Raw genomic sequence first — 22748 nt, 5'->3', positions numbered from 1 at the left:
TAACATATGAATCTTGAAAATCATATCATAATAATCAATGGGGCAGATAAGACGTATCAGGTTGAATCTATTCGACTTGATGGGTATAAATACGCCATCAAATTTCAGAACACCGATAAAATCTATTCCTACTCAAGAGACAATATTTTATGGCTGTCAAATCCGACCTCAATAGATTTTGAGAACTGTCATGTCTTTGCAAATGGCAAAAAGGAGAAAAATATTAAGGCAATTCATTTGTTTGCAAACAATGCCGTAAGATATTATGCTATAACTTATGGTAGCGACTTTGTCAAACATTACTCAGGAAACGAGGTTGACATTCATCGTTCATGTTTGACCGGGAAGGCAACAAACGTGTTTGATTATCTGCAACAATGCGCGGCAATAAATACTCTTGGCATCAATGAGGAAGATGAATCATCTGAAGGCATTCTATCATCGGTATATTCCAAAATTAGTTTTGTAGATGAAGAAACGGCCGCCGCTGTTTATATGAGCCCCGGCCGGGGTTTAAGACGCTATAGTAATGACACTGCATTATTCCCCTTTGGCTGCAATGCAAGTCAGATGCGAGCAGTGAATATAGCTCTAACCAATCAGATAAGTGTTATCCAAGGTCCTCCGGGAACTGGTAAGACTCAGACGATACTCAACATTATCGCGAATTTATTGAAAGATAAGAAATCTGTTTTAGTGGTTTCCAATAATAACTCTGCAACAGAGAATGTATTGGAAAAGCTCTATAAAAACGGGCTTGATTTTCTGGTTGCCTCATTAGGCAAAAAAGAGAATAAAGAAGCTTTTATTGCGAATCAACCGCCTTTAAATTCGGATCTCCCTACGTGGCATAAGACCTCAATAGAGACGAACCGTGCACACCGGGAAGTCAAGGACAGCGTAGAAAAAGTCGAAGAAATTTTTACCATGCAAGAAAGACTGGCAGTGTGCCGTCAGGAATTGGCCGAGATAGAAATCGAAATGTCTCATTATAAGAAGGAGCAACCGGATAAATTCAGCAATAAAGAAGTCAAGACATCCTCATCCAAAATTCTCAAAATATTAGGCCGAATAAAGAGTTTTTCAATAAAATATCAGCATGACTCAAAAGATTTCGTGCAACGATTCAAACGTCTTTGGAGTAAATTCAGTCTTGAATTACGCCTTAGGTTATCCTTTGACATAAAGGGGGAATTGACACCGGATTCAATGCCCCGGATCATATCACTGCTTGATTGGCTATTCTATATCCGTAGAGTCCATGAGCTTAAATCTGAGATTGAAAATTTAGAAACCCAACTGCGCAGGTTCAACTGGCAAGTGCAAAATTAGCGATTTGTTTGAAGAACTCGGTTTTCGGGTTTGAAAAACCGAGTTTTTTCCGTGGTCTGAGGTTTAGTTTCTTTGCGACATTCTTGATGTATAGGTCAGTGAAATCATTGAAATTTGACTTTTTGGGGATGTATTGACGGATGAGTTTGTTGATGTTTTCGACCGCTCCTTTCTGCCATGAGCAGTAGCTGTCGGCAAAGTAAACAGTCACATCATCGAGACCTTTGATGCGTAATCCGGCGGTTATGTCGAGGTGTGCCGCGAACTCGCTGCCGTTGTCAGTAGTGATGGTTTTAAGATATTTACGGTATGCGTACAGCATTCTCACGACAGTCTTTGACAATGGCTTGGCTCTTTTTCCGTAAGGTAGTTTCTCCATCATCACAAAGCCAGTCATGCGTTCAAGCAGCACTAGAATCGCGTGCCCGTAGGCATCAACAATAAGATCCATCTCAAAATCGCCAAAGCGTTTGCCGTCGGCCTCGGCCGGTCTGTCGTGTATGCTTGTGCGGTTTGGTATGTTGGTGGCTTTAGTGGGTTTGCGTTCGCCTTTTGGTCGTCGTCGGAAGTCGGGATGTCTGCGGTGACGGCGCAGTTCTCCGCTTTCATCAGCGTTTATAATGTTGTAAATGGTCTGTATGGATACGGAAACACCTTCCTTGGCCAACACGCCACGAATTTGTTCTGGTGACCATTGGTGGTCAATAATCATCTGTTTTATACGCCACACCAACACGCTGTCGAGCTTCTTGTTGGATGTGGTGCGCTTTCTGCGTTCAAGGGCTTTGGCATGAGCCTTTTCCCACAGATAGTGGCCTTTGGTTGTGGAATTGCGCTTCAGTTCACGACAAAGCGTTGACTGACTGCACCCTACTATGAGGGCAATTTCTTCTCTCGAAGTTTTTCTTTGCAGTAAGGCGAAAATTTGCGACCTTTGCTGCGAGGTTAATTGTCTGTACATAAGCAATACAAAATTAGTTAATCTCAGGGAGACTTCGGTCTCCCTTTTTATTTTGTATTGCCAGTATGTTCTGCTGCTGTTCGCTCTTGGGGGCGGTTTAGGCCGCCCCCGCCGCTTGGGCATCCCCTCGCCAGAAGGAGAGAGGAGAATGACTAATGCCCATCTCAAAGTTTTGCACTTCGATTTGGAATCTTCATAGAAACCCAACTGTCGCAACTTAATGCCGAGGCCTTAATGAAGTCTCTGACTGAAAGTTCAATGGCAATTCTTAAAGCGTCTTTAGCCCGACGATATAAATCGGAACGACCAATTATAGCTTCAGTTGCGGAATTATTCAACAATGGGGAATCTGTATTAGCCGATTATCCTATTATTCTTAGTACCACATTCTCGTCCAAGAACTGCTTCAATAGTGACACACTCTTTGACTATGTTATTATGGACGAGGCATCACAGGTTTCGGTCGAAACCGGTCTGTTGGCCTTAACATGCGCAAAAAATGCAGTTATTGTGGGAGATACTATGCAACTGCCTAACGTCATTACCGAAGATGACAGAGTAAAATTGAATGAGATTAGGAAATCAACAAATATACCCGATTCATACGATGCCGCCAATCACAGCTTCTTAAGTTCAGTATTGGCTACAATTCCAAACGTTCCGGAGACACTGCTTCGTGAACATTACCGTTGTCATCCCGACATAATCAACTTTTGCAACCAAAAGTTTTATGGCGGAAATCTGCTCATCATGACAAAGCGGAACGATGTCGAAAAACATCTGTTAGCCCTCGCGACCGCTCCCGGACAGCATTGCAGAGGACACTATAACCAACGTGAAATTGACGCTGTAAAAATCGAGTTAATGCCGTTGCTTGATAATTTTGAGAATACGGGTATTATCGCTCCATATAATAGTCAGGTTAATCAATTTCGTTCTCAGATTCCCGAAATAGAGGTCGCTACGGTACATAAATATCAGGGACGTGAGAAAGACACCATCATTATGAGCGTTACCGATGATTCTATTACCGAATTTACTGATAATGCCAATCTTTTGAATGTTGCAGTGTCACGGGCAAAAAATAAATTTTGCCTTGTCGTTTCCGGAAACCCTCAAAAACTGAACGGCAACATCCATGATTTAATCAATTACATTAAATATCAGCAAGGTGTTGTTATACAGAGCAATCTTCGTTCTATTTTTGATTATCTTTTCTCTCAAATTCAGGCGTATAATCGCGATAATGAGCCTGTATCTGAATACGATTCGGAAAATCTGACTTTTGATTTAATTGAGAATATCCGAACAAATTATCCTCACCTTTCTCACATCAAGGCTCTTTGTCATTATCCTGTGCGATATCTCATTAACGACACACAGGGCTTGTCGGAACGAGAGAAAAGATATGCGCTGCATCCGGCAACGCATATCGACTTCTTGATTATCAACCGAGTCACAAAAGAACCTCTTCTTGCAATTGAAACAGATGGCTATAGTTACCATAATGAAAAGACTGAACAGTTTCAAAGAGACCGCATGAAAGACAAAATCCTTGAATTATATGGTCTTCCACTACTGCGCCTTTCAACAGTCGGATATGGAGAGGAATCCAAAATTGTCGATGCGCTTGATAAACGAGTTAAATTAGGGATATTCAGTTAATGGCTTGATTTTTCAAGCTGAAAATGGAGCGTGGTCGCCCTATGGCGGTGCTGTTTTGATTATGAGGGCAAATTTTCAATTCTCGGCGCATAAAATATGACATTTCGGACAGATAGGGATACACTGATTCGCCTCCGATATGTTTCGGAGGTGAGGTGACAGTATGATTTTTCACGCTCGCTGTTTCTTCTTTTCTTCGATGGCGAGTTGTCGGGCGGCAAGCGTTGCGGCATTTGCCATGTGGATGCCGAAAAAGAGCAGCAGCGTCTCGCTGCGGGAGTTGCGTGCAGCAATCCGGCTGACACCGTAGTGCTGTTTCTGGTTTCCGAAGCTGCCCTCCATGGCGGTAGAGCGCAGTGTCCCGATTATTCGTCGGGCTGTGCTTATGTCGGTGTTTTCATCCTTTGGCTTCGGGCCTTTGCGGACAAAACATGTCGTTATGCCGTTTTCGGTACAGTACCGCCGGTTGTCGTTGTTGGCATAGATGGTGTCAGCTCCGACTTTGGCGACTTTGACTCCGGTCAGTTCCTGTTGATATTCAATACACTCCTGTAATCTCACGCCCTCGTTGAAGGCTTCGAAGGAATGATGCTCGATGAATGATATTCCATCAATCTGGATGTTGTTGACCTTGGCTCCGAACTCCACTCGCTTGTTCTCCTTGCCTCTGACGATGGGCCGGATGTACGGACGGTCTATGCTGACGATGCGTTTCTTCACCTCCTTTTTCTGAGCAAGCGCTCTCTGCTGTCGATACACCTCTTTAAGAGCGAAGAGACGCTTGCTTTGCTCGGCGGTGAGCGCGATGTCAACGGTGTGTATCTTGCAGATTCTGTTCCATTGCCCTATCTGTTTGGAAAGCAAGCCGAGCAATCGACGGCGGAGTTTGACAGTGGCCGCCCTGCTGTGTTTGCGATGCTTGGCATAGGTGAGTCTGGCGCGGTCAATATCACGATACTTGTTGCGCGGCAGCCGTTCCTTCAGCGCCTTACAGGTCTTTGCAATTAGAGATTGAAGCCACTCGCAGCATTCCCACAACAGTTTTACATCTGTCGGGAACCGCAGATGGCTCTCGTAGCAGGTGGCATCGGTCAGACACAAATCCTTGTTTCTCAGCGAGCCGCCCCATTTGCCATACAGGATTTTCTGCAGTTCTCTGATGTCCAGAACTCCGGCTATGCGCTGACGGATAGCACTGACTATCTTGCCGTTCTTTATGGGCTTGGCGGGATCTATGAGCACCCCGCAGAACATCTGCATGTGTATGTTGCCGTTGAGCATCTCGATCAGGCCGTCATCCGATTGTCCGGTATATGGTTTGAGGAACATCAGCGCCACCTCTCCCTCCGGCGGGAACATCGGCGTGTTGCCTTGAGGATGCGTTTTGGGAAAATGCGAGCGGATTTTCTCTGCCAGCTCCTTCAATGGCAGTTGCGCATGGATGCGCCCGAGCTCGCTTACGGCAAAACTCTCGCGATATTTTTGCATAAAATCGAACTCGGTAAACGGCAACGTGGCCGTAATCTCAGATATTTTCCGTAACTTCACGAACATTTATTTTTAAGAATTACCTCCGAATAAGCCCGTGATGGGTTCATCGGGGGTTCTTTGTAAAGTTACAAAATATCTATAACTCTGCCAAATAATCAGTTAGCCATTAACTGAATATCCCTAAATTATAACATTGTGGGCATAGTAACACGAAAAATTGGTTATGAAAAAGTTTGGAGGCACTAAATATAATTCGATGTGGGATGGGTCAACATGGCTCATGTTGGGATTTGTAGTGGCATGCTGTCTTGTGCCTTGTTTCATAGACCATAGTATATGGCTAATCACATTGTGTCTGGCTATGTTGGCTTTTGTGTTGCTTACCTTTATCGGTATCTATTACCGGATTGACCGGGACAAGTTGGTGGTGTATTCATTCTTTGTTCCGACCGCCTACCCGATTGACAAAATCAAGGAAATCAAGCCGACCAGGAGCGTACTCTCATCGCCGGCTACATCGTTATCTCATCGGTTGGCAATCACCTTTACCAACCGGAATATTCTCAAAAGCTCTATTCCACTCATTATATCGCCCATGCGTCAAGAGGAATTTATCCGACATCTTCTCTCCATCAATCCCGAAATTAAGCATTTGGCATAGGTAGATTGAGGGAAAAGAAGCAATCATTCTCTCCTCAATATATCATATAATAAATATTTTTGCTACCTTTGCAGTATTAAAAGATAGATTGAGTATAGCAAAGTCATCGGCTTTGTCGCTTTGTACCTTAAAATATAAACGATGGCAAAGAACACTATGGGGACTAAGTTGCCCCGAAAACTGGAACAGAAAATGGCTCTTATGGGCGAGCAGATTAAGCTCGCTCGGCTGCGTCGTAATCTCTCGATTGCGCAGGTGGCTGAACGTGCGACCTGTTCGCCTCTCACGGTAAACCGCATCGAGAAAGGTTCTCCTACAGTTTCAATCGGCATCTATGCCCGCGTTCTTTATGCTCTGCAACTTGATGACGATCTTCTTTTGATTGCCAAGGAGGATACCCTCGGACGCAATCTGCAAGATTTGAGTCTGAAACACCGCCAACGCGCTTCTAAAAAGGAATAAGCCATGAAGAAACTATATGTGTATGCCGACTTTGATTGGCTTGATAATCCACAACTGATTGGCGAGCTATCTTGCGACTCGGTGCGTGGCAGCGAGACATACGGATTTTCGTATGATAAAGAATGGCTTGCAAAATATGGAGATGTTTTTCTCAGTGAGGATTTACAAAACTATTCCGGCATCCAATACACCCGACCGGAACGCGATATTTTCTCTTGTTTCTCGGATTCCCTACCAGACCGTTGGGGACGCACATTGCTGAACCGTAGGGAGCAAATTGCAGCCACCGATGAAAAGAGAGCCGTGCGACGCCTGACATCTTTCGATTATCTGATGGGTATAGATGACGCTTCACGTATGGGCGGTTTTCGGTTTACCAAAACGTCCGGAGGGAAGTTCATCAACTGCGAGGAAAGTCTTCGGGTGCCGCCAATTGCGAATGTCAGAGAGTTGATGAATGCTGCACATGAGATTGAGCTTAGCGAGGAAAAGCATCTATTACCGTCAAAAAAATGGCTGGCACAGCTGCTACATCCGGGGACTTCTCTCGGTGGTGCAAGACCGAAGACATCTGTAATTGATGAGGACGGGAGTCTGACTGTTGCCAAATTTCCTTCGCGCAAAGATGATTATGATATTGCCCAATGGGAGCATTTCTGCCATGTGATGGGTCGAAAGGCAGGACTGAATGTTGCCGAGACACGAACTATAAACGGTGAAGATTATCACATCCTGCTATCAAAACGCTTCGACAGAAACAGGGATGGGAGGCGAATACACTTCGCCTCCGCATTGACCCTTCTCGGATTAACTGATGGTGACAATGCTTCAACCGGCTACGGTTATACTGACATTGCCGATTTCATCATTCAGCACGGCAGCAATGTCGAGCAAAACTTAGAGGAAATATTTCGCCGCGTTGCATTCTACATCATTGTCGGTAACTCCGACGACCATTTCCGCAATCATGGTTTTCTCCTGACGCGCAAAGGTTGGGAACTCTCTCCAGCTTACGACATTAACCCCACACTTTCCGATAACCAGAGTCTGCTGATTAATCGCTCCACAAGCGAATCCAACCTCAATATCCTATTGGCATCAGCTGGAGAATACATGCTTTCAACGGAGAAAGCCAATCGCATTATAACCGATGTAAAAACAACCATGAAATCGTGGCGGACAGAAGCCCGCAGACTCGGTCTGCTCCAACGCGACATCGACATGTTCGCGCCACGATTCGACACGAGGCTTTTTTGAAATTAGTTTAGCGATTATATTCGGAGGAAGTTTGCCATTTGAAGAGACCGACTCTTTGTTATATGTGTTGGAGAATTTTGACGAAATAATCAATCTATGTTCCAGTATGCAGATGGATCCCCATCAAATATAGTGTCAATGTCATCATCACTATATCCCATTTCGTCCTGTGCGTACGATCCGGAATATCGTCCATATGTAGGTGGTTCGAAGTCATCATAAAAACCATGTTCATCAAAATCCTCATTTTCGTTATAGTCTTCCTCCCAATCTTCATATTCGGCAATTCGCTGATTTCGCATTGCTTCAAAATCTGGAGAGATTTCAAACTGAGGAAATAGCAATTTAAGTTCTTCTATAACAGAATCGCCAAATACACATATCTCACCGCTGACATTTTCAACTACCCATGAAATATATTCAGGATTATATTCCACAACTTCAGCAAATGAACATCCTGTAAACTTGCCAAAGTTGAACTTATCGTCTAAATGCTCAATGTACGTCATCAACAAATACTTCGTTAAGATTGTACTGCGTATAACACATTATTCCTGTTTCTGTATGGAGATAACGGCATACTACCATGATATTCTCGCCAATACTCTTAATTTCTCCGTCTTTGTCTATAATTTGAATATGTGATTTAGGCGCATTTAATATTGCCTTTCCCTCAATAGCTTTTATATATGAGGGAAATTTCGCTTTTTCTAAGTCATATTCACGAATAACAACTCCATTTCCGTGACGTGACTTAATCTTACGATAAAGTTGGTTTCCTACCAAAGAAGGAACATACAAGTTTTCTATATTGTATTGACCTTCAGATCCAGATACCACGAGTGACTGAAAGATAGGAATAGCCATGCCTTCACTTGTAATTTCTTTACCACTATAGTGAGTAGTTACTTGATAAATGTAATTGGACAAAACAATTTGACGTTTTGGTTCCTTGTTTACAATGCCATTGAGAATAAGTCCGGCATATACATCGTTATACATGTCTTCATCCTTACAGGCATTTGCAAATCCGTATATTTCCAATTTATCAATAAGATTGCTTTTGGCATTCATGCCACAATGAATACTTCCATGATTCTTCAGATAATCTTCTAATGTAATTCTTTTCATGATTTCTATATTTTATTGATTCTTTAAATTATCCATTTCTTCTATCAACTCTGTGAGCTGTCTATTTGCCTTATGAAGTTTCTTCACTTCTGCACTCAGTTGTTTCTCTAAATCATCCTTTCTAAGAATAATATTGATAAGTTGGTTTTGTGTGAGTTTTCGCAACCCTGTTAATTCCATACTTTTGTTGTTTATTGTTTCCATTACTGCTATTCTATCTAATGATTTACAATGAATTTATTGACTCTGCAATTAGCCAATCACTTGAAGGCTTCGTAACCAATCGCGCATTACTGTATGCCATGTCTAATGTGAAGATTGTAACCGCACGATACCGACCTGAAGGTGTCTTTGTCATTACCAATGCAATTGATATTTCCTCAGGCTCATTAATGTTTAATGCCAAAGGCAAGATCAGATGCACAGAGTCGTCTGTAGGATAATACACAGGTATTGCTGTCTTATAATTCCAAGCTACTCGATGTTTTGCTGTTTCAACCGCCATACCCATCATACTCGAAATGACAGACAACCGCATTGGATTTGACTCCAAAACATTTCTCAGTTCATCGTAATAACGCGCTTTGTCGTTATCATTAATTTGAGATGGATCAAGGACGTCAAAAGATCCGAAACAGACTTGACGCAGAAGTTCTGTTGGCATTCTGTCTATGTTTTCCAAGATGATGTGTTCCCAATTTACATCAACAGGGAGTGAAGTGTCGTAAATCACATCATCATAGTTTTGAATATATGATGCTCTTTCTGGTAGATGAGAAAAGTTATCCGTTAGCTTTCTTGCAGCAACAGTACTACTTCCTGCCACACAAAAGTCTATAAAATGCCACGGTTGTTTGTTGAACTTGTTTTTATCGAAAACCGCATAAATCGGTTTGTAGAACTTATCTACCAATCCTGTATTGAAAGAGGCATAGTCATTTGAATACAGGATTTTGTCCTCCTTCATAAGTTTTACAAAAGTCCATTTCAAGTACTTTGCAAGAATTGGACTTGGGTAATTTTCATCCTCTACATTGTATGTCCAACGTTCAGGAAGTGCCATGTTCTTTAATGTCTCAATTGCACTCTTTTGGTTTATATTCGCCCACTGAGTTAAATGCATCATTTCTTTTTTATAACAATTCGAGTTCTTTTTTGTATTAGAAATGGAAGTTGTAGACGCCATATCACAACACTTTACCAATGGCAAACTACTTTGTTCATCAATTCCAATAACAAAATACTCGCTTAATGACTCAAAGAAAGGTTTCAATTTACCGAAACCATCGTCTTTGATGTCGATACCGTGAGCTTTAAGTTTCGAACCAATGGTTGACATTGGTGTCCAACCATCTTCTCTCATACTAATAGATACAATCTCTTTGATCTTGGAAATTCTTTCAGACTTCATAATTTCTATCAATTAACGTTTAACATCAAATTGTTTGACGATGCAAAACTACACGTAAAAAATCATAGGCGGAAGAAACAAACTGTTAGTTTCTTCCGCCCATCAATAATTAACAGAATATGGCTCATTTCCCTGCTATTCCATCTATCAAATTTATTAGTACAGAGACATCTGGCATTTCCCCCATATTCATAGTGAAGTTTGTTAAGGAAGCCTCTTTATGCAATTCATTTTCTTTAAGAGGGTTTATATTACCTTTGCTCCAAATGCTATAAGGAATAAACTCTATGTATAATTTTAGCTTCGTTTCTAATAAACCAGGAATAATGAGAGGCATTATGTGGTCAACCGCTTTATACTTATTATTGAAAAGTTGTCTAAATCGGGATTCCGTTACAATTTCAGGAGAAAAATCAAAAAACTTAAGAAGATAACAGACCAACTTTTGTTCTGTCGTTGTAAGGTAACTATTCTTTCTTCGTTTTACAGAACCGAAATAGTTATGCAAGAATTTTGAGATATAACGTACAAACTCAATCTGCCCATATTCTTTAGTGTAAACATCAATTTTCTTTATTAACCGATCAAAACCAACCATTGACATATCACTCCCTTCAAGGGAATTAACTATTAACTTCTTAACCTCACAGAAATCTGTACTGTGTTTATTACCATTTTTAAGATTGAAGGTTACGCTTTCAAGATTATCCAGACCTCCTATCTCTTCAACAGTATCTTTCAGTGTAGGTTTTAGTAAAAGTGCATATCTACGATTGATTATCTCTCGTATATAGGCACATAGTCCATATAATGCTACCCAATTTATATATGTACCATACTTTTCCAGCATCTCATGATGAAGAAAACATGAATAATCATCGGTCAAGAATGTGCAAATCTTTTGATGGTTTTTATCTTTTATGAAAATCTCTACAAATTTATCTAGTCGGAGTCCATCAAGATAAACACTATGCTCTGAAATATCTTTCCTTTGGATATTTTCAAAGAAATATATAGCATATTTCCATGTATCTACAGCTACAGTTTTACCTTCTGAATCTACCATTTGAACTATATTGTTCTTGGTGTCGTAAGTAAAATCTTCTGTCGATATGGAAATACTATATTGCTTCTCTTGTTTCTTTGACATATAATCACTTTACTAGCTTTGTTCTACTTGCTTAGAATTCAACAAGTAAGTGCAAATTTACAATAATAATTTGAAAAACTCTGTATCTTCCTTCGATAATCGGATTATTATAGTTAACTTTGTATAATAAGGATGCGAACAGATAGAATTTATAATCAAAGGAAGAAACACATTTCGAACTATCCCATATTACAAAAGGAATTTCAATTAAGACGCAATAAATTTGGTTGTACGATATTTCATGTCCAAATTTGCAAATATCATTTTATGGAATATTATACCCATATATAGGATATAAATATCATCATGGTGACACTTACAAATAACCATTGGCTACAAGTTGGGAATCTTTAATACTGGAACTCCCGGAATCACCATATACATACGATGACAAAGTTAAAAAGATGCAAAGAGTAAGACATCATAAGTCATAGACACTATGAATATATCGGCTCAAATCACGTGCAAGTATGGCAAAAATCGGCTCGAATTGAGCCGATAATCCAATAATTTTTAGCAATTTTGAGCCGATAAAACTTTCAGATATGAATCAAGAGATTGAAATCCTTCAGTTCCTTCACTACAATCCAGAGGCATCACGTGCTGAAATAGGCTCGTCATTGACCAATACACCAAGTCCGGCAACACTCAAACGATTGATTGCCGATGGCGTCGCTAAAGGACACATAGAGGTTGTCGGTCGTGGTCCGGCTACTCGTTATAGACTTACTCCGCAGGCTCATGTGACTATGGAGCTGAACCTTGACACATACTTTGACAAGGATATCGACGAGCGTCAGGTGCAGGAGTCGTTCAATTTTGAGCTCATAAATGAAATTCTTCCAAAGGTGGATTTATTCTCCGATGAGGAACTGCAACGGCTTGATGACGCACAGCAAGTCTTCCGTCAGCATCTCTCGGAGATGTCCGAGTTGGAATATCGCAAAGAGATGGAACGTCTCGGAATCGATTTGTCATGGAAATCTTCGCAGATAGAGGGCAACACTTATTCTTTACTTGAAACTGAAAGGCTGCTGAAAGAGAAACAAACGGCAAGCGGAAAGACCAAGGAGGAAGCCGTGATGCTACTCAATCACAAGGATGCGCTCGACTTTATTCTCGATGTGCCAGACTATCTTAAAGATTTGACTGTCGCCCGTATCGAGGAGATTCATGCCCTACTAACAAAAGAATTAGGTGTTGAGAGAAATATCCGTCACCGCCGAGTAGGTATTACCGGAACCAACTACACTCCCCTCGACAATGAGTTTCAGATTCGCGAGGCTCTTGAAGATACCGTGCGACTAATAAACGGCAAGAATAATATCTTTGAGAAAGCCCTGCTCGCGCTCGTTTTACTCAGCTATATTCAGGCGTTCACCGACGGTAACAAACGTACAGCACGAATAGTGAGCAACGGCATTCTAATCGCCAACGGCTATTGCCCGATTTCATTCCGCACAGTGGATTCGATTGACTACAAAAAGGCAATGCTAATGTTCTACGAGCAGAACAACATCGCCGTTTTCAAACACATTTTCATCGACCAATTCCTTTTCGCCGTCAAGACTTACTTTTAGAAAATTTATATGGAACGGTAATCAATCTCTCTTTCAAATTTGTTTCATCAATAACAACATATCCAACTATTATGGCTAAGAAGAAATCCAAGAATAAAAGCAAGGGACAAAAGCAGCCCGCACTTTCTCCATATCGGTTCATGCGTGAAAAAGCGCGAACCCTGCCAGTTGGCAAATGTTATATCGCTCCTCCTGATTGGCAGGAATCCGGAATGGCTCATGTCATCGTTACCCGAATGCGACCAAGCGGCAATCTGGTTATGGGATCCTTTCTTGTCGATACGTTCTGTCTCGGCGTAAAGGATGCCGGGTACCATGAAAATATAACTCCGTATGATTTTGAACAGTACCTTGACAATTATAAAAACGGGATGGGACTTGAAGAAATCAGTTATAATGAAGCCCACAACATTATCTATGGAGCAATGGCTTTCGCTGAGGAAGGTGGCATTAAACCGTCAAAAGAGTTTGATCCGGCCGGATATATTCTGGAAGAGGATACGGATGACATACCGCTGATTGAATATGATTTCGGTAAAAACGGCAAACATTTTCTTGTTGTCAATCCTGACAGAAAGGAAATGCCATATTACCATACACTGAAGAAAAACCTTGGCGATGATTTTGAATATGTCATGCCTTTTGGAGAGGAATACGAGGACGACAGTGATGATGACGATGAATACTCTCCGTTATCCAAAATCGACTCTGAGACCATAAAGAAAGCGTTTGAAGGGATGAGCAAATGGCAAGAGGAGTCAGACCGTCATCCCGATGAAAAATACACCTATCAATACCCCGACTATCCTCAGACGCTTTCCGTCAAGAATCAGTTTATAGCGGATGAGCTGCTTTCGCCTGATAATTACAGCTGTCTGCCCCGTGAGGTCATCGACCGCATACTTGCTCTGCCGAAGGACGAAGCGGCACAAGACATCAGCAATGTCATGCTCTATTCTATCGGCAAAACATATAAAGGTATCAATGATGATACAATCGAGAGTTGGAACAACAGTGCTATTATGCACTCGCTCATACTTCTCGCCCAACTTCAAAGCGACAAGGGTCTTGATGCAGTTCTTGAGATTATGCGACAGACCGATGAGTTTGCCGACTATCATCTTGGCGACCTGACTCCGGAACTACTACACCCTGCTCTGTATGCGTGTGGCAAGGATAATATCACCGCAATAGAAGCGTATCTGAGCCAACCCGGACTGGACTCTTATCTCCGCTCACAGGCACCCGATGCTTTAGCAATGATAATCTTCAATCAGCCGGAAAGACGTGGCGAAATTATCGAAGTGTTCCGACGACTTCTGAACAATATGGTTTCAAATCTTCCTGTTCAGAGAGCTTGTGACGGCACATTCGCCGGTTTTGTGATGAGCAATCTGATGGACATAGACGCGAAGGAACTCATCCCCGAAATCAAAGCCACATTCGCAACAGATTGTGTGAATAAGACCATAGCCGGAGACTGCAAAAATGTCATCAAAGACATCGAACTCGGTCGTGGAGCAATACACAATGACAAATATCAGATTCCTGACATATATGAGCAATATGAGAGTCTCAAAAAATTCATAACGAAACCAGAATAGTCCCGTTTTGTACGCTCATCTGTATGTCGCGAAAAGTTAAAGATGCGATATCCCTTTGATAATCGGATTATTGTAGCTACCTTTGCATTGAGTCACTGTTGTCGGTTTGGCAAATGCGGCTTGTAATGATTTAAGTAGCAGACGGTTATCAACTTACAACTATAGAAAATTCACGTCACTTGTACGGATTAGAGTTACACTTATCTGTATATAAACAAATTAACCGCTTCTGCATCGGCAAGTAATTGGTTGATTATCAATGTGTTATATTGATAGCAATTGACTGTTACTGAACGATAAAACTTAAATCTTACAAGAACGCCTAATGCTGATAACTGTCAGTGTTAGGCGTTTTTATGCACTATTTTGTACGGATTTTGTACGACAGCGACTCATTTCACCACAAGCGTCAGCAAGGTGGTGGAGGTTTGCGGACGTAGACGGACGTCAACGGACGCGCACGAACTGTATCTAACATTTGAAAATGGACCCGGATAGCATTTGAAAAGGGGACCACCCGGGATGGGGATGCAAAGATAATTATATTTGTTGAGTCATCATTTCCTGAGTTTCTTTCATGCGGTATGATTTGCCTGTCATGTTAAGCAGTATAGCCTTGTGGGTCAGGCGGTCTACCATTGCGGTGACCAGTACTTTGTCGTCAATAATCTCGTTCCAGCGGTTGAAGGCGAGATTGGTTGTGACGACGGTCGTCTTCTTGTCGGTGCGGAGGGAGAGATGGTTAAAGAGCATCTCTGCGCCGGCCTTGTCGCAGGAGACGTATCCGAACTCATCACAGATGACCATGTCGTATCTCTCGAACTTGTTTTCCAGCGACCGGAGTGTCAAAGCGTTGCGGCACTCGCGTATCTGCGTGAGCAGTCTTGGCACGGATGTGAACAGCACCGAGTGTCCGGCATTACATGCGGCGATACCGAGAGCTGTCGCCAGATGAGTCTTGCCTGATGGCAGCAACAGCGCCCGGCGAGAGCTTTTAATCCCGCAGTTTCCATACCAAGTTTACCTTGATTCGATGGGCGAAGACCAGTGGTCTCCAAATATCGGAGATGACGGAGAAGGATTCGTGGCCATCAGCCACAAAATTCGTTATCCGGAAATGCCGGACACATTGACGTTGAGTCATTTTGTTGACTCTCTGCTTCAATGCTACAACATTGCTTTGGCCTTCAACACAATGGCCTATGATGTAAGCACCGCTGAACGCTATATGTCAGAATCGGACTTCGGATTGGAACAAGCCGATGCACTCGACTCAATAAATGTTTCCGGAATCAGTGAACGAGATATAAGAGAAGCCCTATTGTCGGCCTCCAAAACTGCCGCCGTATGGATAAGAAAAGGCAAATAACCCAATTCCCAAGAAAATCCTGATGTAGACAGATTCTATGAGGCTTATAATCGTATTCAACTGCCTTTATCGAAAACCATATATCCGATGAGGAGTTTAAGCCTGAAACAATCCTTAAGGAGTATTCAGAGATTCACGCCAAAGCACTGGCTGACACCGCTTCATTCCGTCGGGAGTTGTTGAGAATGACTCTTGAGGAGACAGATTTCTCAAAGCAGTGTGTTCTGGCTCGTGAGTTTGCTTATTGTAACTATCGCCATCCGCAAAGAAGTGACAAGGAAATGGTTGCAGTACTTGATAAGTTGCTTAGAGAAAATAAGTATTCGCCTCTGCTGGGCGAATTATGGAGAATGTGGCGAGTAGCTCTTCAGATAAATATTTTCGGCAGTAGAAGTAATGATGGTGCCATGTATAACTTGTTCTACAATGATATGCGGAATCGTGTCGCATTGGTCTATATTGCACACCTGAAGACTCATCCTCATGATAAGGTTGCTTTTAAGGAGCTCCTTCGATTGGCTCAGGCGTACAACATTACCAGGAATAGTCCATGCTTGTTTGGCAATAACGCCAATCTGGAGGATATGGAATTGTTTTACTCTGTTTATAATGAAAACACATCCGATGAAAACAACAGCTGATATTCTCGTATTATTGATAAGTATGGTGGCATTGTTAAGTTGCAATCAACGTAATTCTGCAAATGGTACAAACCGTGACTGGGATTCCGACAAAAAGCTTGTCGCCCAAAATGATTCCGTTGCATTGTATATTCAAATCGTCGATTCTGCAAAGGATGAATTTGATATCCCGGAGGTTGCACTATGGATAAAGAATAAAACCACCAAGAAGGAAACCAAACTCTATCAGACTATTCGGCCAGACTGGCATTGCTGGTATATGGCAGATGGAGACAGGTTTTATCCTGTGCCTATTGACTCGATTCTTGTTACGAGCAGAGTGAAGATTTACAATTATGATCCTCTACAGCTGATAGTTGAGGGATGTCCAGATATGAGGAATGAATTCTCGTACTTAATTGATGTAGATAAACGTAAAGCTTGGTATGTGCCCGCGAATCAAGGCTATATTGGTTCGACCTCTGAAGAAGGATATATGATATTTCAGTCGTATCGATATGTTTCAGATCCTGATATAGCAGGCAGATATACCTTCTTGCAGATATTTGACGAAACGGGTAATTTGGTGGATTCTCTCGACCTTGAACATGTACGATTAAAAGAGTATCGTAATGCTGTACAAACGAACTAAACAAATCTCATTCATCGCTATCGGATGTATGTTGACCGCGGTAGTAATTATTGCAATCTGCAATTATATTGTGGCAAACAATGCAAAAGGACGTACTTTCGATAATTTAGCTGATGTTCCGTCAAGAGAAATAGGCTTATTACTCGGAACTTCTCCAATAACACCCGATGGAGTGCATAACTACTACTTCGATAACCGCATCAAGCCTACAGCCGACCTATATCATGTCGGGAAAATCCGTCGGATACTTGTCAGTGGAGGTGATTACACAATGACGGAGAAACATGGATGTGATGAACCGACAGCAATGCGGGATTCATTAGTATCTCACAATGTTCCCGACACCTGCATCATTGAGCATTGGCAAGGATGGCGAACAATAAATTCCATTGATGCTGTCAGAAACCTTTATGATTTTGATTCCATCACAATTATTTCTCAAAAATATCACAATGAGAGAGCTTTATATCAGGCAGACCATTTTGGTTTGAATGCAGTCGGGTATAATGCCGAGCCTTCGCCCATCACAAGTAGCCGCATCAGAAATACTGTAAGAGAATATTTTGCAAGAGTCAAATTGTTTTTAGATCTTTTGTGAATCAACTCATTAATGATATTTGTTGTGGATGTCGCCGGAGCCTCTGACTCGGTCAGAGAGCCGTTCGACATTACAACGTATATCGCCAGAACCGGCAACGGAGGCTTTGCCTGTGTCTGCCTTGAAGTCACCTGCGTCTATGTCGCCGGAGCCTGCTATTGAGAAATTAACAGATTCCGTGCTCCCATTGATTTTCACATCGCCTGAGCCTTTTATGTCAATGGAGCATATCTTCGTTTTGGCAGTGCCGCAGTCAACATCAGCAGAACCGGATATGTGTACCATGAAAACATAAGCCTCTACTCCGGCAAGCTCTATATCTCCGGAACCGGATGTGGAAACAGTAACATCTTTACTGTCTGCTTTGATGACTCCACATTTAAAGTCGCTACTGCCGGAGCTGCGAACAGAGAATCCGTCAGAGGCGTTCAGATTGCCGTTTACTGTAAAATCGCCGCTACCGGAAGATGATACATCTTTCAATGTCTTGTTACTGACATAGATTGTGGGAGCTTCGCCATGAACGACAATGTTTTCGTATGAACCTGATTTCATGGAGATGTATAGCGTTCCACCTGAGACCTCAATGTTCATCTTTTTGATAAGATTCTCGGGCAGTCTTCCTCTGACCTCAAAATCGTCTTCTTTATCAGACTGAGTGAACACCACATCGACAAATCCTTTCGATATGATGGAATCGAAATCCGATGAAACATCGAACTTGTGGTCTGTCATCTTGCCGGGTGTAAATGGTTTGTAGTCTTCTCCCGTTCCGGCCTCAGATTCCGGAACATAGTGAATTCCATCAACATACACTTCTCCGTTAATGATAGAGATATTTCTGCCGTTTAGATTGCAGGAAGCCATACCACCTGCGAATATGTTTGAGTATCGTGCCATATAACTTTAACAACAATATGGGGATAATGTTATTATTTGCCCTGATATAAATAGCAGTCGGGGGCGTGTGAGTTGAATACTCCTATGGACTGAAGGAAGGCGTGGATTGTCGTAGAGCCTACAAACTTCATGCCCCTTTTACGCAGGTCGGCTGACAGGGCATCTGAAATTGTGGAGGTTGTGGACGTATGGTCGAAAATAGGCTCTTTGGGACACAAGCCTGAAAGATAAGCATCAAACGAACCAGATTCTTCCTGAATAGACTTGAAAACTGAAGTGTTAGATATCGCTGCCTTGATTTTTGCTCTATTGCGAATGATTCCGGAAGTGGACATAAGCTCATCAATCTTTTTTTCGTCGTAAGCAAGGATTGTGTCGCGATCAAATCCATCGAAAGCCTCGCGGAAAGCCTCTCGCTTGTTGAGCACACATTCCCATGACAATCCTGCCTGAAAGCATTCCAGAATAAGCAGTTCAAGCAATTTTGCATCATCATGAACCGGCTGTCCCCATTCCTCATCGTGGTATTTTATATAAAGCGGATTTTTTGGATTTGCCCAAAAGCACCGCTTCACTTGTTTCTGTCGTTCTTCCATAAAGTATCCAATAATTCTGTGAGACCAAGTTGAGTCTGTATCTTCTTTGGGAGTTTCATTGCTGTCTGACAATATGAATGAAATATTAGTTGTTCCTGAAGTCTGTCAGGCACATCGCCGTAGAAATCCACAGAAACCCAATGTCGCTTGTTCATGTGGTAGCCGGGGCGTATTCCTGAAAATCTATCACACAACTCCACTCCATAGTCAGGAGCGACTTTGAGATTATAAAAATCCCTCTGTCCGTCAAGTGTCATAAGACAAAACATTCTTCCACCAATTTCCATAGCAAGAGTGTCAGGTCCGAAAGGACTCCTCTCAGTGGCAAATGGCAATGAAAGACAATAATCCCGGACTTCCTCTATATTCATTTCTTTAGTCTATTGATGATTGCAATAGCGAAATGAACGAACATGCCATAAACCAGAGTTGCCAACAGTGCCATACCTTCATTGATTATGATGATGTGCGACAAAGGCATAGACCATTCCGGTCGTGCATGCTGAAAAGCAGCGACAATGGCGCATACCGAGAGGACGATGAAAACAACTATCATCGACAGTGGTGCGAATCCCAATTTATATCTGCCTATCTGTATCATCTGAATATTTTGACCCGGCCAAAGAGATTCCCTCGTTTGACCTGCTTTCGATAACACATATAGAAATGCTCGCAAATAGCAAATAGAGCAATTGTCACAAGCAAAGTCCACCAATGGGTAATACCATTGACTACACGCGCACATCTGTGCATCTAACATTTGAAAAGGGACCCAGGTAGAGCAATTGAAAAGGGACCCACCCCATGGGTAAGTTCAACCGGATATCGTTGATTAGAAAGAACGACATCAACGATTCCACAAAATGCTACACATGGAGGAAAAAACATCCATTATTCTGTCTCATCGCCGCGAGGGGATGAGCATCCGCGAGATAGCGCGCCGCAACGGCATGAGCCGCAAGACCGTGCGCAAGTATCTGCGCGAGTTCGAGAGAGAGGCCGGCCCGTCACCGACAGAGCGGGAGGTTGACGATTATCTGCTGACCAGGCCGAAGTATGACAGCAGCGGACGCGTCAGGCGTGTTGTGACCGATGATGTCCGCCGTCGCATCGATGGTTTTATCGCCCGCAACCGGGAGAACGTCGCTGCCGGATTGCACAAGCAGCAGATGCGCAAGCTCGATATGTGGCGACGTCTTCAGGACGATGGCGTGCGTATCGCCTATTCCACAGTATGTCAGTATGTCCGTGCGCTGGAGGCAGCGCCGAAGTCGCAAGAAAAGCCTGCAAAGGCATATATCCGTCAGGACTATGAGCCTGGATTCCGTTGCGAGTTCGACTGGGGCGTGCTTACCCTGTGGATCGGTGGAGTCAGGACTCGCCTTCACATGGCGGTATTCACCCTCGACCACAGCAATATGCGCAAGGCATATCTGTTTTCGCGCGAAGATACCCTGGCTCTTATGGAAGCCCACCGCAACTGCTTCCGGGAGTTGGGGGGCACCCCGCGCGTGATGGCCTATGACAACATGCGTACCGCCGTAAAGAAGTTCCTCGGGCGCGACCGCGAGCACACGGATGCGCTGCTGCGCATGGAGGTACACTACTGTTTCACACCCCATTTCTGCAACCCTCGCTCGGGATGGGAAAAAGGCAAGGTGGAACGTTCGGTGGAATATATCCGGCGTCGTGCATTCTCGTTCGAGGTCCGGTTTGACTCCCTGGATGCCGCGCAGACGCATCTGGCGGCAGTCTGCGACAGGCTCAACACAGAGGCGTCCAACATGTCGGCGGAAGAAAAACGCCTGCGCATACAGGCCGATCTGGCGGCGCTACGTCCGTTGGACCACGGTGACATCGGCTGCTTCGAGCAGCGGCTGTACCGCGTCGGAAAGTATTCAACGATAACCGTTGACGGAGTGCACTACTCTGTGCCCGACCGTCTGGTGGGCTCGCAGGTGGCGGTAAAGCTGTATTCCGAGCGCATCGTGGTGCTTTACGGACGCGACAAGGTGGCCAATCATGCCCGAAGCCGACGCTCCGGCGACTGGGTCATCGACCTGATGCATTATCTGGGTACATTCCTGCGCAAACCGGCCGCTCTGGGGCGGTCTGTGGCTCTGCAACAGGTACATCCGTCGGTGGCGGCGCTTTACCGCGAACACTTCCGCGAGTCTCCGCGAAGCTTCATAGAACTGCTTGTGTTCACCCGCGACAACAATCTGGCATACACTGACATCGTCCGTGCCGCCACAAGTCTTTCGTCCCGCGGGCTCCAGCGCCTCTCATCTGAACAGATACAGGCTCAGATGATCTCGGCGGAAGGACATATGCAGTCAACCGCCGATATCGCGGCAACGAACGTTCCCGACCCGCAACAGGCTGAAATAGAAAGTTCGGCAAGCCATACCCTTGACATGCTTTCATCATTTATGGAATATACCCGCGCATCGCAGGCAGACTGAATACCCCCCCAAAAAACAACCAATACACTGAATGACAATGACAGACATACATGAAACAGACCGTGACGGACTTCGGGAGCTCATTCGCTCATGCGCTTTCGACCTTAAACTCCCGCTTGTGCGGCGCGACATCGACCTGCTTATACAGCAGAGCGCCGACGAACAATGGAACCTATGGCGGTTTACAGCCGAACTGCTCCGGCGCGAAAAAGAGAACCGCTCTGAAAACCAGCGCCGTCACCGCATCAAAAACGCAGGGTTCCCGCAACTTCGCTATCTTAACGAAATCGACACCGACGCTCTGCCCGCCGATGCCCGGAAAGCGCTCCCGACACTCGAGACACTCGACTTCATCAAAAACGGACGCAACCTCATTCTATACGGCAATCCCGGAACAGGCAAGACTCATCTGGCGACAGCTCTCGGTATCGCCGCATGTAATGCCGGACACTCGGTGCTGTTCACATCCGTGCCAAGACTGCTCACGCAGATACGCGAGTGCCGCAACGCTTTGACACTCCGGTCGCTGGAAAACAAGTTCGAGAGATACGACATGGTCATCTGTGATGAGTTCGGATACGTCTCCTGCGACAAGGCCGGCGCAGAGATGCTCTTTAACCATCTCTCCCTCCGCACCGACAAGAAGACGACCGTCGTCACAACCAATCTCGCCTTCAACCGCTGGAACGAGATTATTGACGACAAAGTACTGGTCACCGCAATGGTAGACCGCCTGACCCACAAGGCTATACTGCTTAACATGACAGGCAAATCATACCGCATGAAAGAAACTCAGGAAATGATGACAATGATTCGGTAAAATTTGAGGTTGTTCAGCCTTGG

General features: G+C 43.7%; 23 protein-coding genes and 1 pseudogene. 13 read left to right on the top strand and 11 right to left on the bottom strand.

The features are described from left to right. Nucleotides 1–6 precede the first annotated feature (6 nt). Complete coding sequence (locus tag ADH68_RS12185; protein ID WP_068960593.1) at nucleotides 7–1332, top strand: AAA domain-containing protein; 1326 nt, start codon at nucleotides 7–9, stop codon at nucleotides 1330–1332. Here the strand turns inward: ADH68_RS12185 and ADH68_RS12180 are convergent. Further along, the gene (locus tag ADH68_RS12180) at nucleotides 1310–2293 is read right to left on the bottom strand and encodes an IS30 family transposase (protein ID WP_068960594.1); all 984 of its coding nucleotides are present in this window, start codon (nucleotides 2291–2293) and stop codon (nucleotides 1310–1312) included. The genes ADH68_RS12185 and ADH68_RS12180 overlap by 23 nt on opposite strands. A 234-nt stretch (nucleotides 2294–2527) precedes the next feature. On the opposite strand from ADH68_RS12180, the gene ADH68_RS12175 reads away from it, so the two are divergent. Beyond that, on the top strand, nucleotides 2528–3958 hold the full coding sequence (locus tag ADH68_RS12175) for an AAA domain-containing protein (protein WP_068960595.1): 1431 nt from the start codon (nucleotides 2528–2530) through the stop codon (nucleotides 3956–3958). A 171-nt stretch (nucleotides 3959–4129) separates the two neighbouring features. On the opposite strand, the gene ADH68_RS12170 is transcribed toward ADH68_RS12175, so the two are convergent. Beyond that, nucleotides 4130–5512, bottom strand: coding sequence for a transposase (locus ADH68_RS12170; RefSeq protein ID WP_068960596.1), 1383 nt, complete (start codon nucleotides 5510–5512; stop codon nucleotides 4130–4132). Nucleotides 5513–5672: 160 nt separating this feature from the next. Between ADH68_RS12170 and ADH68_RS12165 the strand changes: the two genes are divergently transcribed. The 3 genes from ADH68_RS12165 to ADH68_RS12155 all read left to right on the top strand — a co-directional run bounded on the left by ADH68_RS12165 (nucleotide 5673) and on the right by ADH68_RS12155 (nucleotide 7829). Continuing rightward, nucleotides 5673–6110: a PH domain-containing protein gene (locus ADH68_RS12165; RefSeq protein WP_068960597.1), complete on the top strand. Its 438-nt coding sequence runs from the start codon at nucleotides 5673–5675 to the stop codon at nucleotides 6108–6110. Between the two features lie 141 nt (nucleotides 6111–6251). Beyond that, nucleotides 6252–6572 carry a helix-turn-helix transcriptional regulator gene (locus ADH68_RS12160; protein ID WP_016411820.1) on the top strand — a complete coding sequence of 107 codons (321 nt, stop codon included), beginning with the start codon at nucleotides 6252–6254 and terminating at the stop codon, nucleotides 6570–6572. Between the two features lie 3 nt (nucleotides 6573–6575). Next, on the top strand, nucleotides 6576–7829 hold the full coding sequence (locus tag ADH68_RS12155) for a type II toxin-antitoxin system HipA family toxin (RefSeq protein WP_068960598.1): 1254 nt from the start codon (nucleotides 6576–6578) through the stop codon (nucleotides 7827–7829). Between the two features lie 89 nt (nucleotides 7830–7918). Here ADH68_RS12155 and ADH68_RS12150 read toward each other — a convergent pair whose 3' ends face one another. From ADH68_RS12150 to ADH68_RS12130, 5 genes are all read right to left on the bottom strand, one after another. After that, entirely contained in the window at nucleotides 7919–8338 is a 420-nt protein-coding gene (locus ADH68_RS12150; protein WP_068960599.1) for an exodeoxyribonuclease X C-terminal domain-containing protein, read from the bottom strand. Continuing rightward, on the bottom strand, nucleotides 8325–8960 hold the full coding sequence (locus ADH68_RS12145) for a hypothetical protein (protein ID WP_068960600.1): 636 nt from the start codon (nucleotides 8958–8960) through the stop codon (nucleotides 8325–8327). Before ADH68_RS12145 ends, ADH68_RS12150 begins: the two co-directional genes overlap by 14 nt. A 12-nt stretch (nucleotides 8961–8972) precedes the next feature. Next, on the bottom strand, nucleotides 8973–9164 hold the full coding sequence (locus tag ADH68_RS12140) for a hypothetical protein (protein WP_068960601.1): 192 nt from the start codon (nucleotides 9162–9164) through the stop codon (nucleotides 8973–8975). A 22-nt stretch (nucleotides 9165–9186) separates the two neighbouring features. Beyond that, on the bottom strand, nucleotides 9187–10371 hold the full coding sequence (locus ADH68_RS12135; RefSeq protein WP_088294830.1) for a DUF3825 domain-containing protein: 1185 nt from the start codon (nucleotides 10369–10371) through the stop codon (nucleotides 9187–9189). Nucleotides 10372–10495: 124 nt separating this feature from the next. Continuing rightward, the gene (locus ADH68_RS12130; RefSeq protein WP_068960603.1) at nucleotides 10496–11521 is read right to left on the bottom strand and encodes a hypothetical protein; all 1026 of its coding nucleotides are present in this window, start codon (nucleotides 11519–11521) and stop codon (nucleotides 10496–10498) included. Nucleotides 11522–12066: 545 nt separating this feature from the next. Between ADH68_RS12130 and ADH68_RS12125 the strand changes: the two genes are divergently transcribed. Together ADH68_RS12125 and ADH68_RS12120 are read left to right on the top strand one after the other, a co-directional pair. Further along, nucleotides 12067–13101, top strand: coding sequence for a Fic family protein (locus ADH68_RS12125; protein ID WP_068960604.1), 1035 nt, complete (start codon nucleotides 12067–12069; stop codon nucleotides 13099–13101). Nucleotides 13102–13172: 71 nt separating this feature from the next. Beyond that, complete coding sequence (locus ADH68_RS12120; protein WP_068960605.1) at nucleotides 13173–14705, top strand: DUF1186 domain-containing protein; 1533 nt, start codon at nucleotides 13173–13175, stop codon at nucleotides 14703–14705. A 540-nt stretch (nucleotides 14706–15245) separates the two neighbouring features. On the opposite strand, the pseudogene ADH68_RS12115 reads toward ADH68_RS12120, so the two are convergent. Beyond that, nucleotides 15246–15671, bottom strand: a pseudogene (locus ADH68_RS12115) (ATP-binding protein); the annotation flags it as partial. Between the two features lie 67 nt (nucleotides 15672–15738). On the opposite strand from ADH68_RS12115, the gene ADH68_RS12110 reads away from it, so the two are divergent. The 4 genes from ADH68_RS12110 to ADH68_RS12095 all read left to right on the top strand — a co-directional run bounded on the left by ADH68_RS12110 (nucleotide 15739) and on the right by ADH68_RS12095 (nucleotide 17944). Continuing rightward, on the top strand, nucleotides 15739–16074 hold the full coding sequence (locus tag ADH68_RS12110) for a hypothetical protein (RefSeq protein ID WP_068960607.1): 336 nt from the start codon (nucleotides 15739–15741) through the stop codon (nucleotides 16072–16074). A gap of 185 nt (nucleotides 16075–16259) precedes the next feature. Beyond that, nucleotides 16260–16715 carry a hypothetical protein gene (locus tag ADH68_RS12105; RefSeq protein WP_068960608.1) on the top strand — a complete coding sequence of 152 codons (456 nt, stop codon included), beginning with the start codon at nucleotides 16260–16262 and terminating at the stop codon, nucleotides 16713–16715. Continuing rightward, nucleotides 16699–17346, top strand: coding sequence for a hypothetical protein (locus tag ADH68_RS12100; RefSeq protein WP_068960609.1), 648 nt, complete (start codon nucleotides 16699–16701; stop codon nucleotides 17344–17346). The genes ADH68_RS12105 and ADH68_RS12100 overlap by 17 nt, the downstream gene beginning before the upstream one ends. Further along, nucleotides 17327–17944 carry a SanA/YdcF family protein gene (locus ADH68_RS12095; protein ID WP_068960610.1) on the top strand — a complete coding sequence of 206 codons (618 nt, stop codon included), beginning with the start codon at nucleotides 17327–17329 and terminating at the stop codon, nucleotides 17942–17944. The genes ADH68_RS12100 and ADH68_RS12095 overlap by 20 nt, the downstream gene beginning before the upstream one ends. Nucleotides 17945–17953: 9 nt before the next feature. Here the strand turns inward: ADH68_RS12095 and ADH68_RS12090 are convergent, their stop codons facing one another. Genes ADH68_RS12090 through ADH68_RS12080 form a run of 3 tightly spaced genes read right to left on the bottom strand, consistent with a single transcriptional unit; the run spans nucleotide 17954 to nucleotide 19811 of the window. Then, on the bottom strand, nucleotides 17954–18844 hold the full coding sequence (locus ADH68_RS12090) for a head GIN domain-containing protein (protein ID WP_068960611.1): 891 nt from the start codon (nucleotides 18842–18844) through the stop codon (nucleotides 17954–17956). A 32-nt stretch (nucleotides 18845–18876) separates the two neighbouring features. Continuing rightward, nucleotides 18877–19440: a DNA-3-methyladenine glycosylase I gene (locus ADH68_RS12085; RefSeq protein WP_068960612.1), complete on the bottom strand. Its 564-nt coding sequence runs from the start codon at nucleotides 19438–19440 to the stop codon at nucleotides 18877–18879. After that, a complete protein-coding gene (locus tag ADH68_RS12080) occupies nucleotides 19416–19811 on the bottom strand; it encodes an MmcQ/YjbR family DNA-binding protein (RefSeq protein ID WP_068960613.1) in 396 nt (131 codons plus the stop codon). The genes ADH68_RS12085 and ADH68_RS12080 overlap by 25 nt, the downstream gene beginning before the upstream one ends. A gap of 492 nt (nucleotides 19812–20303) precedes the next feature. Here ADH68_RS12080 and istA point away from each other — a divergent pair, with 492 nt between their 5' ends. Both istA and istB read left to right on the top strand, forming a co-directional pair. Next, a complete protein-coding gene (gene istA / locus ADH68_RS12070) occupies nucleotides 20304–21905 on the top strand; it encodes an IS21 family transposase (protein WP_068959738.1) in 1602 nt (533 codons plus the stop codon). Nucleotides 21906–21942: 37 nt separating this feature from the next. Continuing rightward, on the top strand, nucleotides 21943–22725 hold the full coding sequence (gene istB, locus ADH68_RS12065) for an IS21-like element helper ATPase IstB (RefSeq protein WP_068962006.1): 783 nt from the start codon (nucleotides 21943–21945) through the stop codon (nucleotides 22723–22725). The last annotated feature ends 23 nt before the right edge of the window (nucleotides 22726–22748 follow it).

The organism is Muribaculum intestinale, from assembly GCF_002201515.1.
GTDB classification, from domain to species: Bacteria; Bacteroidota; Bacteroidia; order Bacteroidales; family Muribaculaceae; genus Muribaculum; species Muribaculum intestinale.
This window is presented reverse-complemented; position numbering and strand designations above follow the sequence as displayed.

What these genes read in the sequence shown, in the direction of transcription:
- ADH68_RS12170 (WP_068960596.1), bottom strand. Translation starts at nt 5,512, where the DNA reads ATGTTCGTGAAGTTACGGAAAATATCTGAGATTACGGCCACGTTGCCG.
- ADH68_RS12080 (WP_068960613.1), bottom strand. Translation starts at nt 19,811, where the DNA reads ATGAATATAGAGGAAGTCCGGGATTATTGTCTTTCATTGCCATTTGCC.
- ADH68_RS12165 (WP_068960597.1), top strand. Translation starts at nt 5,673, where the DNA reads ATGAAAAAGTTTGGAGGCACTAAATATAATTCGATGTGGGATGGGTCA.
- istA (WP_068959738.1), top strand. Translation starts at nt 20,304, where the DNA reads ATGCTACACATGGAGGAAAAAACATCCATTATTCTGTCTCATCGCCGC.
- ADH68_RS12155 (WP_068960598.1), top strand. Translation starts at nt 6,576, where the DNA reads ATGAAGAAACTATATGTGTATGCCGACTTTGATTGGCTTGATAATCCA.
- ADH68_RS12105 (WP_068960608.1), top strand. Translation starts at nt 16,260, where the DNA reads ATGACTCTTGAGGAGACAGATTTCTCAAAGCAGTGTGTTCTGGCTCGT.
- istB (WP_068962006.1), top strand. Translation starts at nt 21,943, where the DNA reads ATGACAGACATACATGAAACAGACCGTGACGGACTTCGGGAGCTCATT.
- ADH68_RS12140 (WP_068960601.1), bottom strand. Translation starts at nt 9,164, where the DNA reads ATGGAAACAATAAACAACAAAAGTATGGAATTAACAGGGTTGCGAAAA.
- ADH68_RS12110 (WP_068960607.1), top strand. Translation starts at nt 15,739, where the DNA reads ATGGGCGAAGACCAGTGGTCTCCAAATATCGGAGATGACGGAGAAGGA.
- ADH68_RS12185 (WP_068960593.1), top strand. Translation starts at nt 7, where the DNA reads ATGAATCTTGAAAATCATATCATAATAATCAATGGGGCAGATAAGACG.
- ADH68_RS12150 (WP_068960599.1), bottom strand. Translation starts at nt 8,338, where the DNA reads ATGACGTACATTGAGCATTTAGACGATAAGTTCAACTTTGGCAAGTTT.
- ADH68_RS12130 (WP_068960603.1), bottom strand. Translation starts at nt 11,521, where the DNA reads ATGTCAAAGAAACAAGAGAAGCAATATAGTATTTCCATATCGACAGAA.
- ADH68_RS12180 (WP_068960594.1), bottom strand. Translation starts at nt 2,293, where the DNA reads ATGTACAGACAATTAACCTCGCAGCAAAGGTCGCAAATTTTCGCCTTA.
- ADH68_RS12095 (WP_068960610.1), top strand. Translation starts at nt 17,327, where the DNA reads ATGCTGTACAAACGAACTAAACAAATCTCATTCATCGCTATCGGATGT.
- ADH68_RS12100 (WP_068960609.1), top strand. Translation starts at nt 16,699, where the DNA reads ATGAAAACAACAGCTGATATTCTCGTATTATTGATAAGTATGGTGGCA.
- ADH68_RS12135 (WP_088294830.1), bottom strand. Translation starts at nt 10,371, where the DNA reads ATGAAGTCTGAAAGAATTTCCAAGATCAAAGAGATTGTATCTATTAGT.
- ADH68_RS12175 (WP_068960595.1), top strand. Translation starts at nt 2,528, where the DNA reads ATGAAGTCTCTGACTGAAAGTTCAATGGCAATTCTTAAAGCGTCTTTA.
- ADH68_RS12125 (WP_068960604.1), top strand. Translation starts at nt 12,067, where the DNA reads ATGAATCAAGAGATTGAAATCCTTCAGTTCCTTCACTACAATCCAGAG.
- ADH68_RS12120 (WP_068960605.1), top strand. Translation starts at nt 13,173, where the DNA reads ATGGCTAAGAAGAAATCCAAGAATAAAAGCAAGGGACAAAAGCAGCCC.
- ADH68_RS12160 (WP_016411820.1), top strand. Translation starts at nt 6,252, where the DNA reads ATGGCAAAGAACACTATGGGGACTAAGTTGCCCCGAAAACTGGAACAG.
- ADH68_RS12145 (WP_068960600.1), bottom strand. Translation starts at nt 8,960, where the DNA reads ATGAAAAGAATTACATTAGAAGATTATCTGAAGAATCATGGAAGTATT.
- ADH68_RS12090 (WP_068960611.1), bottom strand. Translation starts at nt 18,844, where the DNA reads ATGGCACGATACTCAAACATATTCGCAGGTGGTATGGCTTCCTGCAAT.
- ADH68_RS12085 (WP_068960612.1), bottom strand. Translation starts at nt 19,440, where the DNA reads ATGGAAGAACGACAGAAACAAGTGAAGCGGTGCTTTTGGGCAAATCCA.